This window comes from Actinokineospora sp. (genome assembly GCF_050699995.1).
Lineage (GTDB): Bacteria > Actinomycetota > Actinomycetes > Mycobacteriales > Pseudonocardiaceae > Actinokineospora.
Genome location: NZ_JBOHGC010000530.1, coordinates 1 through 11,873, shown reverse-complemented (window position 1 = coordinate 11,873; position 11,873 = coordinate 1). Strand labels below are relative to the sequence as shown.

Below are 11,873 nucleotides of genomic sequence, written 5' to 3'. Positions count from 1 at the left end.
TTCCGCATCAACACCGAGAACATGGGCCAGTTCGAGCGGACGCTGATCATCGTCGACGAGGGTGCGTACGTGCACTACGTCGAGGGGTGCACGGCGCCGATCTACTCCTCCGACTCGCTGCACAGCGAGTTCGTCGAGATCATCGTGAAGAAGGGCGCGCGCTGCCGCTACACGACGATCCAGAACTGGTCGAACAACGTCTACAACCTCGTTACCAAGCGGGCCGTCGCCCACGAGGGCGCCACCATGGAGTGGATCGACGGCAACATCGGCTCCAAGGTGACGATGAAGTACCCGGCCGTCTGGATGACCGGCGAGCACGCCAAGGGCGAGGTGCTCTCGATCGCGTTCGCCGGCGAGGGCCAGCACCAGGACGCCGGCGCCAAGATGGTGCACGCGGCGCCGCACACGTCCTCGACGATCGTGTCGAAGTCCGTCGCCCGGGGTGGCGGCCGCACGTCCTACCGCGGCCTCGTGCAGATCGACGAGGGTGCCTACGGCTCCAAGTCGACGGTGAAGTGCGACGCGCTGCTGGTCGACACGATCTCGCGGTCGGACACCTACCCGTACGTGGACGTCCGCAACGACAACGTGTCGATGGGCCACGAGGCCACGGTGTCGAAGGTCAGCGACGACCAGCTGTTCTACCTGATGTCGCGCGGCCTGACCGAGGACGAGGCCATGGCGATGATCGTGCGCGGGTTCGTCGAGCCCATCGCGCGTGAGCTGCCCATGGAGTACGCGCTCGAACTGAACCGCCTTATCGAACTGCAGATGGAAGGGGCCGTCGGCTAAATGACTGCCGCTGTTGAAAACTCGCGTTCCGAAGGAGTGCGGGTTCCCGAGGCGTCGCGCGCCGAATGGTTCTCCTCCTACGATGTCAACGCGTTCGAGGTGCCGACCGGCCGCGAGGAGATCTGGCGTTTCACGCCGATGAAGCGACTGGCCGGCCTGCACCAAGGTGTCGAGGCCACCGGTGTGGCGACCGTCGAGGTCGACGCGCCCGGTGAACTCACCGTGGAGACGGTGGCGCGCGGCGACAAGCGGCTCGGCGAGGCGGGCGTGCCCGCCGACCGGGTCGCCGCCCAGGCGTACAGCTCCTTCACCGAGGCCACGATCGTGACCGCGGCCAAGGAGCAGCGCGCGTCCGCCCCGACGACCGTCAAGGTCACCGGGCCGGGCGAGGGCAAGCTCGCCTACGGCCACCTGCAGATCCGCGCCGAGCTGTACGCCGAGGCTGTCGTGGTCATCGACCACCGCGGTTCCGGTGTGTACGCCGACAACGTGGAGTTCGTCCTCGCCGAGGGCTCGAAGCTCACCGTGGTGTCCATCCAGGACTGGGCCGACGACGCGGTGCACGTCTCCGCGCAGCACGCCAAGATCGGCAAGGACGCGGTGCTCAAGCACACCGTCGTCACCCTTGGCGGCAACGTGGTCCGGGTGTCCCCGACGGCGTCCTTCGCCGAGCGGGGCGGGGAAGTCGACCTCACCGGTCTGTACTTCGCCGACGCCGGGCAGCACTTCGAGCACCGGACCTTTGTGGACCACGCGCAGCCGAACTGCACGTCGAACGTGACGTACAAGGGCGCGCTGCAGGGCCAGGGCGCGCACACCGTGTGGATCGGCGACGTGCTGATCCGCGTGGCCGCCGAGGGCACCCAGACCTACGAGCTCAACCGGAACCTCCTGCTGACCGACGGCGCGCGCGCCGACTCGGTGCCGAACCTGGAGATCGAGACCGGTGAGATCGCCGGGGCGGGCCACGCCAGCGCGACCGGCCGCTTCGACGACGAGCAGCTGTTCTACTTGCAGGCTCGCGGAATCCCGGAGGACCAGGCCCGGCGCCTGGTTGTGCGCGGCTTCTTCCACGAGCTGCTGATGAAGATCACCGTTCCCGAGGTGCGCGAGCGCCTTGAGGCGGCGATCGAGGCCGAACTGGAAGCAGTCGGGGTATGAGTCGCGCTTGTGCACTGTCCGATCTGGACGACGGCAAACCGCACGCCGTCGAGGTCGATGATGTCGCCGTGGTGCTGGTGCGCCAGGGCGACGAGGTGCACGCGTTGCGCGACGAGTGCTCGCACGCCGAACTGGCACTGTCCGAAGGGGAGATGACCCGCAAGGGGCTGGAGTGCTGGCTGCACGGGTCGTGTTTCGACCTGCGCACCGGCGCCCCCTCGGCTCCGCCCGCCACCGAACCCGTCGACGTGTACGCCGTGACAATCGTCGCTGGGGATGTTCACGTCGACGTTCAGCGCGTGACAAATGCCGCCGTCACCACCACCACGAACTGAAGGAAACCGCACGACATGGCCACGCTGGAGATCAAGGACCTGCACGTCTCGGTCAACACCGACGAAGGTCCCAAGGAGATCCTCAAGGGCGTCGACCTGACCATCAAGGCAGGCGAGACCCACGCGATCATGGGCCCCAACGGGTCCGGCAAGTCCACTCTGTCCTACGCGATCGCCGGTCACCCCAAGTACCAGGTGACCTCGGGCACGATCACGCTCGACGGCGAGGACGTCCTGGCCATGAGCGTGGACGAGCGCGCCCGCGCGGGCCTGTTCCTGGCCATGCAGTACCCGGTCGAGGTTCCCGGCGTGTCGATGTCGAACTTCCTGCGCACCGCGGCCACCGCCGTGCGCGGCGAGGCGCCGAAGCTGCGGACCTGGGTCAAGGAGGTCAAGGCCGCCATGGGCGAGCTGGACATCGACCCGTCCTTCGCCGAGCGCAGCGTCAACGAGGGCTTCTCCGGTGGTGAGAAGAAGCGCCACGAGATCCTGCAGCTCGCGCTGCTCGACCCGAAGATCGCCATCCTGGACGAGACCGACTCCGGCCTCGACGTCGACGCCCTGCGTGTCGTGTCCGAGGGCGTCAACCGGTTCCAGGCCTCCGGTGAGCACGGTGTCCTGCTGATCACGCACTACACCCGCATCCTGCGCCACATCACGCCCGACTTCGTGCACGTCTTCGCGGCGGGCAAGATCGTCGAGTCCGGCGGCAAGGAGCTGGCGGACCAGCTCGAGGCCGAGGGCTACGTGAAATACGCGGGAATCCAGGAAGCCGCGAGCACTTCCTGACGTTGCACAGGACAGAATCCACGGAGAGGGGTGTCAGGTGACCGGCCACGGGTACGACGTCGAGCAGGTCCGCAAGGACTTCCCGATCCTGCAGCGCAAACTCGCCGAGGACCGGCCGCTGGTCTACCTCGACAGCGCGAACACGTCGCAGAAGCCGCAGTCGGTGATCGACACGCTCACCGAGCACTACGAGCGCCACAACGCGAATGTGGCGCGCGCGGTGCACCAGCTCGGTGAGGAGTCGACGGCGGCGTTCGAGGGCGCCCGCGACAAGATCGCGGCGTTCATCGGCGCGCCCAGCCGCGACGAGATCATCTTCACCCGGGGCATCACCGAGGCGATCAACCTGGTCGCCAACGTGCTGGCCTGGGCCGATGAGCCGTACCGGGTGGGTCCCGGCGACGAGGTCGTCGTCACCGAGATGGAGCACCACTCCAACATCGTGCCGTGGCAGCTGCTCACCCAGCGGACCGGCGCGACGCTGAAGTGGTTCGGCATCACCGACGACGGCAGGCTCGACCTGTCGAACATCGACGAGCTGATCACCGAGCGCACCAAGGTCGTCTCGTTGGCGCATGTGTCGAACATGCTGGGCACGATCAACCCGGTCGCCGAGATCGCCCGCCGCGCCAAGGCCGTCGGTGCGCTCGTCGTGCTCGACGCCGCGCAGGCGGGGCCGCAGCTGCCGTACAACGTCCTGGAGACGGGTGCGGACCTGATCGGCTTCACCGGGCACAAGCTGCTGGGTCCCACCGGCATCGGTGTCCTGTGGGGACGGTCCGACGTGCTCGCGGCGCTGCCCCCGTTCCACGGTGGCGGCGAGATGATCGAGGACGTCCGGATGGAGCGCTCCACCTACGCTCCGGCTCCGCACAAGTTCGAGGCGGGCACCCCGCCGATCGCCCAGGCGATCGGGCTGGGCGCGGCGATCGACTACCTCAGCGCGCTGGGCATGGAGAACGTGGCCGCGCACGAGCAGGCGATCACCGGCTACGCGCTGCGGCGGATGCTGGAGGTGCCGGGGGTGCGGATCCTCGGGCCGACCGACATGGTCGACCGCGGCGGGGCGATCAGCTTCACCATGGAAGGCCTGCACCCGCACGACATCAGCCAGGTGCTCGACTCGTACGGCATCGCCGTGCGCGGCGGGCACCACTGCGCCAAGCCCGCGCACCGCAGGCTCGGCGCGCAGTCCTCGACCCGGGTGTCCGGTTACCTGTACACCACCGAGGCCGAGATCGACGCGATGATCGAGGGGCTGCACCAGGTCCGCAAGTTCTTCGGGGTGGCGTGATGCAGCTGCAGCAGATGTACCAGGAGATCATCCTGGACCACTACAAGAACCCGCACGGACGCGGTCTGCGCGACCCGTTCGACGCGGAGTCCTTCCAGGTCAACCCGACCTGCGGCGACGAGGTCACCCTGCGGGTGAAACTCGACGGCGACAAGGTCGCGGACGTGTCGTACGAGGGGCAGGGCTGCTCGATCAGCCAGGCGTCCACGTCGGTGCTGACGGACCTGGTGGTCGGCCGGGACGTGACGGACGCACTGTCCACTATGGACGCGTTCGTGGAGCTGATGCAGGGCCGGGGTCAGATCGAACCGGATGAGGACGTGCTGGAGGACGGCATCGCCTTCGCGGGGGTGGCCAAGTACCCGGCACGGGTGAAGTGTGCTCTGCTTGGCTGGATGGCTTTCAAGGACGCGGTTGCCCGTTCGGGCGAAGGAGTGACAGCGCAATGAGCACCGGGAACGACGCAGAAGAAGTCCAGCGCGGCGCCGCCGGGATGCCAGACCAGGCCCCCCGCGCCGACCTGGCCACCTTGGACGACCTCGAAGAGGCCATGCGCGACGTGGTCGACCCTGAGCTTGGGATCAACGTCGTCGACCTTGGCCTGGTGTACGACATCCGCGTCGAGGACGACAACACGGCGACCATCGACATGACGCTGACGTCAGCGGCGTGCCCCCTGACCGACGTGATCGAAGACCAGACCCGCGCGGCGCTGACCGGCGGAGGCCTGGTCAACGACTTCCGGATCAACTGGGTCTGGATGCCCCCGTGGGGCCCGGAGAAGATCACCGACGACGGCCGCGAACAGCTACGCGCGCTAGGCTTCACTGTCTGATCGAATAGCTCTTACCGAAGGCCGACGGACACACCCCGTCGGCCTTCGTTTTCTTTTCACCCTTTCAGGGACTACTCCGTCACCCCATTCCCGTGCGACGCTGGAATCTCCTTGGGGGAGGAAATCAACTTCCCCCATGTGGCAAGGGGGAAATGAAATGCGTTCACTGGTAAGCCTGCGCCCGCTGGCGTCTCTGGCAATCGCTCTGTCCTTCGCGGGACTCGCCGCCGCTCCGGCCGCCGCGGTTGTCGAGCAGAACAGTCCTCGGGTCGCGGCAAGCCCGCTGGCCTGCGGCTGGGACCCCGACGGGCCGTCCGGGCGGGCGTACTACAACCACTGCGGCGGGGGCTCGTGGGTCTGGATCCGGGTGGAGCGGCACCACGGCCTGAGCGGCTACGACGAATGCGTCGGACCGGGCCGCACCTATCTGGGGGATGCGGGAATCATCAAGTTCGCCTGGTACAAGGGTGAAACCTGCTGATTCGAATGAATGGCGGGCCGAATAGCGTCTGGGGGCTATTCGGCCCGCCCCTTTCAGTATTTGGTGATCAGCGCGCCTGATCCAACATCGCGCGCTGCTCGGGCGACAGGTCCAGATCCACGGCGGCAAGACTCTCGTCGAGTTGGGCCACCGACGACGCGCCCACGAGCGGGATCGCCGGGATCTCGTGGCCGATCATCCACGCCAGCACCACCTGGTTCACCGTCGCGCCGGTCTCCTCGGCGACCTTGCGCGCCGCCGTGAGTCGCGACTCGGTGCCGGGGTGGTCGAAGTCGACACCGAGCGGCTTGTCCGCCCGCGTGTAGGCCCCACCGAGCAGCGGCGAGTACGCCACCAGCGCCAACTCCGGCTCGGTCCGCAAGTACGCCCGCAGATCCGCGCTGAGGTAACCCTGGTTGCCGTCGACCGAGCGCCGACCGGGCAGGTCCGTCCGCGGACGCAGGTAACTGTGCTGGTACTGCAGCACTTCATACCCCGGCAGCGCCGCCGCCACGGCCGTGGTGCGAGCGCGCTCGACGCGCCAGGCCCAGTGGTTGCTCACCCCGAGCATCCCGACCGTCCCCTCCGCGACGAGTTCGGCGAACGCCGCCACCGTCTCCTCCATCGGGGTCACGTAGTCCTCCACGTGCGCGTACAGCAGGTCCACTGTGGACATGCCCAGCGTCTCCGCGCTGCGTGCGGCGGACTCGCGGATCACCTTGGGGGACAGGCCCTCGACGTTCTTCGCCAGCGCCGTGTCGGCGAAGCTGAGGCCGGGGGCAACCGGACGGCCGCCGAGTTTGGTGGCGATGGTGATCTCGCCGCCCACACCTCGGCTGCGTCGCCAGCGGCCGAGCAGCGCCTCGCTCTGGCCGCCCTGGGACTCGTCGAACCAGAAGGCGTAGTTGTTGGACGTGTCGATGAACGTCCCGCCCGCCTCGACATACCTGTCCAGGATCGCGAACGACGTCTGCTCGTCGACGGTCGTGCCGAACAGCATGGCGCCCAGGCTCAGCACGCTGACGGTGCGGCGGGTTCGGGGGTCCGTGCCGATCGTGCGGTACTTCACGCGGAGGTCCTCTCAACTGGCCCGTGTGGTTCCGGGCGTCGAGAGCAGTCAATCTCCTGGAGCGCGCTCCAGGTCAAGTCAGCAGCGGTCGAGCATCTTCCCGAGTTCGGTCTTCTCCGCGGGGTTCACCGACAGCTTGTAGTGGTGCTTGACCGCGATCCAGTTGACCGAGTAGCCGCACCAAGTGCTGATCAGCGGCGGCTTCCAGGTGTCGGGGCCCTGGTCGCCCTTGGCCTGGTTGACGTTGTCGGTCACCGCGATGAGCTGGGGACGAACCATGTCGTTGGCGAACTCGCGGCGCTGCACCTTCGACCACTCGCCCGCGCCGCTGCGCCACGCGTTGGCCAGCGGCACCAGGTGGTCGATGTCCACATCGGTGGGTTCGGTCCAGGTCGCGCCGTCGAACGGGCTGACCCAGCGGCCCGACACGACGCGGCAACGCCCGTCGACCACGACGTCTTGGCCGTCGCGCTTCAGCACCGCTTCGCGGGCGTTGCACTGTCCTTCGACGGTGGCCCAGTGGGGGAACGAGTCCCGCGAGTACCCCGCCATCGGCCTGCCCGGCCGGACTTCCAACTCCGCCAACTGCGCGCGGGCGGTGCCGGGATCGTTGGCCGGTGCGATGTCCGCCGGTGTCGCGTCCGCGGACCTCGATTCCAGCCACCCGACCGCCACCGCGGTCAGACTGAGCACAATCAGCGCCGTGAGCGCCAGCAACAGCCGGGTCCGGAGCGGGATCGCCTTCGGCCGTGCCATCCCCTCGAGACCCCCTCCGCGCGTCAGCGCGATCTTGGCACGGAGGGAGCCCGCTGATCGTTTCGGGATGCTTTTGTTATCGGATCGAGGTTTCAGCCATGCGAACGCCCGACCCGCACGTCGTGGATCACCACCGGGTACCGGGGTGCGCCGTCGACCGCGCCGTCCGGGTCGATGCCCGCCGCGACGATGCGGTCCATGACCTCGATGCCGCGCGTCACGTGTCCCATCACCGTGTACACCGGCCGGATCTTGGCCACCGAGTGCACGATGAACCACTCGCTGCCGTTGGTACCCGGCCCCTGGTTGCCCATCGCGATGGCGCCGCGCGGGTAGGTCTCCTGGCCGGTGACCTCGTCCGGGAACTTGTAGCCCGGACCGCCTTCCTCGGCGCGGTAGATGTCGCCGCACTGCAGGACACCGAGGCGGGGGCTGTTCGTGAGCCGGAAACACCGGCTGTCGTCATAGAAGTCGGCGCGCGCCAGGTGGACGATGTTGTGCACCGCGCAGGGCGCGTTGTCGCGGTCGAGCCGAAGTTCGAGCGTCCCGTAGTTGGTGGAGATGCTGACATCCACGGTCCCGTGCGACTTCGCTTTCGCGCGGGGCACGCGCACCGGTCGGGCGGCGGGGTTGTCCGGGGTCGGTGTGAACTCGCACTGCGCGGGTCTGCCCGTCTCCGCGGTGGCGGGCGACGAGACGATCACACCAGCGACAAGAGCCGTGATGACGGCGATCATGGTTCGCTTCATCGGGCCAGGCTAACCACGGCGCCCACCCGTGGCGATCGGCTGTTCGGCCGGTGATCCCGCCGCCCCAGGCGGGACCACCGGCGTCAGCCGGTCACTCTTCGGTCTTGGCGGCCGGGCGGTAGGTCTGCAGGAGCACGTTGGGGCCGACGTTGCGCGACTCCACCAACTCCAGGTCCGAGGCGCCCGCGCCGTCGTTGAACAGGCGCTTGCCCGAGCCCAGGACGACCGGGTGCACCATCAGCCGGTACTCGTCGATCAGGCCGTGCGCGCGCAGCGTGTCGATGAGCTGCGAGCTGCCCGGGACGAGGATGTCGCCCTCGTGCTTGGTCTTGATGTTGGCGACCTCTTCGGCGACGTTGTCGGAGATGACGGTGGTGTTGTTCCACTTCGCCTCGCCGAGGGTCGTGGACACGACGTACTTGGGCATCGAGTTCATCTTGTCGGCGAACCCGGCCTCGTCGGTCATCTCTGGCCACGCGGCGGCGAAGGCGTCGTAGGTGAGCCGGCCGAACAGCTGCGCGTCGCTGTTCATCAGCTCCTCGAACTTGAACTGGTCGCCGTCCGGCGCCGGGGACTTGAAGCTCCAACCGCCGTGCTCGAAGCCCTCGGCGCCGCCCGGGTCCTCGATGACGCCGTCGAGGGAGATGAATTCGGTGACAACGAGCTTGCCCATGGTGATCCTCCAGTCTCGGCCCGCGGTGTGCGGGGCTACCTCTTCGTGGTCGGCTGTCTTCGCCGTGTACTTGACCGACGGACGGGAGGTCGTGCAATCGACACGTCTTCAGGATTTTTTTCGCGTGACTTTCGCGGGCAAGGTCCAGACCTCCGCGACTCGGGCGGCGACGTGTCTGCCTTGGGCTCGACCGGCGCGGGCGGCCGGGGTCCGCGTGGCCGGGTCCAGCGGGTCGGGGCCGAACGCGGCGAGGGAACGCTCGTCGGGCGTGAGGATCTCGACCCGGCAGCTCTCGACCGGTTCCCACAGGGCATCGTCCGGGATCGGCGCGATGACGACGGCGCGGTCGCATCCGGCAGCCAGGTCGACGTTGGCCATCGACCGCACACCACCATCGATGTAGCGCGCGCCCCCGATGGTGACCGGCGGCCAGACGCACGGAACCGCGCAGCTCGCGGCTACGGCGTCCACGAGGTCCACGCCCGAGTCCGGGCCGAACACCCGGGGAGCACCAGTGGTGGCGTCCACCGCGACGATCAGCAGGGCGCGGTCGGGCCACGCGGGTGACGGGAGCCGGTTCGCGATGACCTCCCGGCGGACCGACTCCGGCACCGTGGCCGTCGAGAGGGCGAGCGCCCCGATTCGCCTCCGCAGTTCCGCGGGGTCGACTCCCTCGGCCGTGAACGCGGCCAGGTTGGCCATGAACTCCGGCCCACCCGCCCCGGGTGGGGTCAGCTCGCGGTTGTGCGCCAGGGGATCCGCCTGCCTACGGAACAGCTCGTCGAGCGGCAGTCCGCTGCCGATCTGCGCGGCCACGGTCGATCCCGCCGAGGTGCCGATAGTCAGGTCTGCATCGGTCACGTTCAGGCCCGCGTCGGCCAAGCCGGTGAGGATGCCGGTTTCCCAGGCGATCCCGGCCAGCCCGCCGCCGCCCAGTACCAGCGCACGTCGCGTCATCTTTGTCATCGTGGTACGTGGGGCAAGTCACCCGGTTGCCATGCTCCGCCGAACCGGCCCGGTTCTCCGCTGCGTGACCGACTTACACCCACATGGGCCGGGTCGATCCGCCATTCGCGGGTAACGATCATGTGGATCCCGAGAGCCCGGCCGCCGACGCCGGGCAGCCCCGCCGATCGGCGTCGCCCCGTCGGCGGATTGCCTACGGGGTTCTCGCGACACCAGGCTCGCGAGGGAATCACCACCCACCTCATCCCGGCGGCAAGGAGTCGACATCACCATGGGGCGAACCAAGTTCGGCGCCCGGCTGGTCGCAGGGGTGGCGAGTGCCTCGCTGCTGGCGGGCGCCCTCCTCGTGAGCGCCGCGCCCACCGCCGCGGCGGCCGTGCAGGAAGCTCTCGGATACAAGACCGCGCCCTCGCAGCCGTACAAGGGCAACCCGGACGCGACGGACTGGTCCGGCTCGTACCTGGTCAACGGGCAGCAGGTGTGGTGCGTGCAGTACGCCTACCTCGCGCCCGACACCGACGAGCAGTATCAGCCGGGTGAGGCGCTCAAGACCAAATGGGGCACGGAGCTGAGCCCGGACGTCGCGGCCCAGATCTCCTACCTGCTGCTGCGCCACTCGACGACCAAGAGCCCCGACGAGGCCGCGGCCTTGGCGCACCTGCTGCACTCCTGGACGGCGGCGCCGCAGAACCCCGACCAACTGCTGCCGACCAACACGTTCCGCACGATCGCCTACGACGCGCCCTTCCACCTGGCGAAGCTGCCCGCGAGCGCCAAATCGGCCGTCGACAAGCTCAAAGCTGATGCCGTGGCCAACCGCGGTCCGTGGACGACGGGCATCACCAAGCCGACCGCGCCGCAGCTCATCGGCACGCCCGACACCTGGACGGTCACGGTCGTCAACGCGGCGGGCAAGGGCGTGGCGGCCGTGCCGGTCACGATCACCCTCACCGACGCCCTCGTCGAGGGCCGCAAGACGCTGACGCTGCCGACCCCGGAAGCGGGTGGGCCACTGACGCTCAACGTCACGCCGACCGGCCCCAACCCGAAGGTCGCGATCGCCCTGGCCGCTCCCGCCGACAAGCCGGTGGTACGCCAGGCAATCCAGGTCGACACCCAGCGCGTGGTGAGCACCGGCGGCGAGAAGCAGCTGACCGCCGCGGCGGCCGTCACGGCCGTGACCGCGCCGGGCAAGGTCGCGGTGGCGAAGGTCGACGAGAAGACCGGCAAGGGCATCGCGGGTGTCTCGCTGCGGATCACCGGCGCGGACAAGACCAAGCCCGCCCTCGACCAGGACGGCAAGCCGCTGGCAGGCGCGGACGGGACGCCGTCGGTCGTGGTGACCGGCGCCGACGGAACCATCGGCGTGCCGAATCTGCGGACGCCGCAACAGATCTGCGTCATCGAGGTCGCCGCACCGCCCGGATACGAGCAGGCCTTCGACCCTGCGGCACCGCCTTCGGCGTGCGGTGAGGTCACACCGGGGGCGACGCTCACGCTCACGGTCGCGAACAAGCCGAACGTGCCCACGGTGCCCAAGACGATCCCCGCCGGCGACGGCCAGTCCGTCGCGGCGGCCGCGCTGGACGACGGCGGACCGTCGACCGGCCTGCTCGCCGGACTCGGTGTGCTGGTGCTGATCGGCGGCGCGCTCGTGGCCCTGCTCCTGCTCCACGGCCCGTCGCGCCGTCGCGTCGTGGTCGGCCGGGGCATGCGCCGCGACTGGGAGCGCTGACCCCGGATGGCCCAACAGAGTTGGTGGCTCGCCCTGCCCGCCGTCGCGGGCGGGGCGGGTCTGTTCGTCGCGGTGGTCTTCGGCGGCGCGGTGACCGTGTCCGGGACCGCCGTCGCCGGCCCCCATGAGCCCGCGCGGCCGCAGGTGGTCGCGCTCGGCGGGATCGGCGCGGTCCTGCCCGTCGAGCCACCGCGGGCACCCACGACCGCCGCGCCGCCCGCGGCCAGTGCCGCGC

The 11,873-nt window shown here is 69.0% G+C and carries 15 protein-coding genes; 10 read left to right on the top strand and 5 right to left on the bottom strand.

The annotated features are described in order from the left end of the window. The 8 genes from sufB to ACRDSQ_RS26220 form a co-directional block, all read left to right on the top strand. On the top strand, window positions 1–795 hold a 795-nt coding region (gene sufB / locus ACRDSQ_RS26255), incomplete at its 5' end, for a Fe-S cluster assembly protein SufB (RefSeq protein WP_431424634.1). Then, on the top strand, window positions 796–1,956 hold the full coding sequence (sufD, locus tag ACRDSQ_RS26250; protein ID WP_431424633.1) for a Fe-S cluster assembly protein SufD: 1,161 nt from the start codon (window positions 796–798) through the stop codon (window positions 1,954–1,956). Then, on the top strand, window positions 1,953–2,291 hold the full coding sequence (locus ACRDSQ_RS26245) for a non-heme iron oxygenase ferredoxin subunit (protein ID WP_431424632.1): 339 nt from the start codon (window positions 1,953–1,955) through the stop codon (window positions 2,289–2,291). Before sufD ends, ACRDSQ_RS26245 begins: the two co-directional genes overlap by 4 nt. Before the next feature lie 15 nt (window positions 2,292–2,306). After that, window positions 2,307–3,080, top strand: a complete 774-nt coding sequence (gene sufC / locus ACRDSQ_RS26240) for a Fe-S cluster assembly ATPase SufC (RefSeq protein ID WP_431424631.1) — start codon at window positions 2,307–2,309, stop codon at window positions 3,078–3,080. 37 nt (window positions 3,081–3,117) lie between these two features. Further along, window positions 3,118–4,374, top strand: a complete 1,257-nt coding sequence (locus tag ACRDSQ_RS26235) for a cysteine desulfurase (RefSeq protein ID WP_431424630.1) — start codon at window positions 3,118–3,120, stop codon at window positions 4,372–4,374. Further along, window positions 4,374–4,823, top strand: coding sequence for a Fe-S cluster assembly sulfur transfer protein SufU (gene sufU / locus ACRDSQ_RS26230; protein WP_431424629.1), 450 nt, complete (start codon window positions 4,374–4,376; stop codon window positions 4,821–4,823). Before ACRDSQ_RS26235 ends, sufU begins: the two co-directional genes overlap by 1 nt. After that, window positions 4,820–5,209 carry a metal-sulfur cluster assembly factor gene (locus ACRDSQ_RS26225; RefSeq protein ID WP_431424628.1) on the top strand — a complete coding sequence of 130 codons (390 nt, stop codon included), beginning with the start codon at window positions 4,820–4,822 and terminating at the stop codon, window positions 5,207–5,209. The genes sufU and ACRDSQ_RS26225 overlap by 4 nt, the downstream gene beginning before the upstream one ends. Window positions 5,210–5,366: 157 nt before the next feature. Then, window positions 5,367–5,690, top strand: a complete 324-nt coding sequence (locus ACRDSQ_RS26220; RefSeq protein WP_431424627.1) for a DUF6355 family natural product biosynthesis protein — start codon at window positions 5,367–5,369, stop codon at window positions 5,688–5,690. A 67-nt stretch (window positions 5,691–5,757) separates the two neighbouring features. Here the strand turns inward: ACRDSQ_RS26220 and ACRDSQ_RS26215 are convergent, their stop codons facing one another. From ACRDSQ_RS26215 to ACRDSQ_RS26195, 5 genes are all read right to left on the bottom strand, one after another. Beyond that, on the bottom strand, window positions 5,758–6,759 hold the full coding sequence (locus ACRDSQ_RS26215; protein ID WP_431424626.1) for an aldo/keto reductase: 1,002 nt from the start codon (window positions 6,757–6,759) through the stop codon (window positions 5,758–5,760). 78 nt (window positions 6,760–6,837) lie between these two features. Continuing rightward, complete coding sequence (locus ACRDSQ_RS26210) at window positions 6,838–7,515, bottom strand: GmrSD restriction endonuclease domain-containing protein (protein WP_431424625.1); 678 nt, start codon at window positions 7,513–7,515, stop codon at window positions 6,838–6,840. Window positions 7,516–7,607: 92 nt separating this feature from the next. Continuing rightward, the gene (locus ACRDSQ_RS26205; RefSeq protein ID WP_431424624.1) at window positions 7,608–8,264 is read right to left on the bottom strand and encodes a peptidylprolyl isomerase; all 657 of its coding nucleotides are present in this window, start codon (window positions 8,262–8,264) and stop codon (window positions 7,608–7,610) included. A 91-nt stretch (window positions 8,265–8,355) separates the two neighbouring features. After that, window positions 8,356–8,937 carry a dihydrofolate reductase family protein gene (locus ACRDSQ_RS26200; protein WP_431424623.1) on the bottom strand — a complete coding sequence of 194 codons (582 nt, stop codon included), beginning with the start codon at window positions 8,935–8,937 and terminating at the stop codon, window positions 8,356–8,358. A gap of 108 nt (window positions 8,938–9,045) precedes the next feature. Continuing rightward, on the bottom strand, window positions 9,046–9,894 hold the full coding sequence (locus ACRDSQ_RS26195; RefSeq protein ID WP_431424622.1) for a patatin-like phospholipase family protein: 849 nt from the start codon (window positions 9,892–9,894) through the stop codon (window positions 9,046–9,048). A gap of 280 nt (window positions 9,895–10,174) precedes the next feature. On the opposite strand from ACRDSQ_RS26195, the gene ACRDSQ_RS26190 reads away from it, so the two are divergent. Continuing rightward, window positions 10,175–11,638, top strand: coding sequence for an MSCRAMM family protein (locus ACRDSQ_RS26190; RefSeq protein ID WP_431424621.1), 1,464 nt, complete (start codon window positions 10,175–10,177; stop codon window positions 11,636–11,638). A 6-nt stretch (window positions 11,639–11,644) separates the two neighbouring features. Next, window positions 11,645–11,873: hypothetical protein (locus tag ACRDSQ_RS26185; RefSeq protein ID WP_431424620.1), on the top strand; the 229-nt coding region annotated here is incomplete at its 3' end.

Coding starts and splice junctions, on each gene's coding strand:
- ACRDSQ_RS26245 (WP_431424632.1), top strand. CDS start 1,953: ATGAGTCGCGCTTGTGCACTGTCCGATCTGGACGACGGCAAACCGCAC.
- sufC (WP_431424631.1), top strand. CDS start 2,307: ATGGCCACGCTGGAGATCAAGGACCTGCACGTCTCGGTCAACACCGAC.
- sufD (WP_431424633.1), top strand. CDS start 796: ATGACTGCCGCTGTTGAAAACTCGCGTTCCGAAGGAGTGCGGGTTCCC.
- ACRDSQ_RS26200 (WP_431424623.1), bottom strand. CDS start 8,937: ATGGGCAAGCTCGTTGTCACCGAATTCATCTCCCTCGACGGCGTCATC.
- ACRDSQ_RS26195 (WP_431424622.1), bottom strand. CDS start 9,894: ATGACGCGACGTGCGCTGGTACTGGGCGGCGGCGGGCTGGCCGGGATC.
- ACRDSQ_RS26225 (WP_431424628.1), top strand. CDS start 4,820: ATGAGCACCGGGAACGACGCAGAAGAAGTCCAGCGCGGCGCCGCCGGG.
- ACRDSQ_RS26205 (WP_431424624.1), bottom strand. CDS start 8,264: ATGAAGCGAACCATGATCGCCGTCATCACGGCTCTTGTCGCTGGTGTG.
- sufU (WP_431424629.1), top strand. CDS start 4,374: ATGCAGCTGCAGCAGATGTACCAGGAGATCATCCTGGACCACTACAAG.
- ACRDSQ_RS26210 (WP_431424625.1), bottom strand. CDS start 7,515: ATGGCACGGCCGAAGGCGATCCCGCTCCGGACCCGGCTGTTGCTGGCG.
- ACRDSQ_RS26190 (WP_431424621.1), top strand. CDS start 10,175: ATGGGGCGAACCAAGTTCGGCGCCCGGCTGGTCGCAGGGGTGGCGAGT.
- ACRDSQ_RS26220 (WP_431424627.1), top strand. CDS start 5,367: ATGCGTTCACTGGTAAGCCTGCGCCCGCTGGCGTCTCTGGCAATCGCT.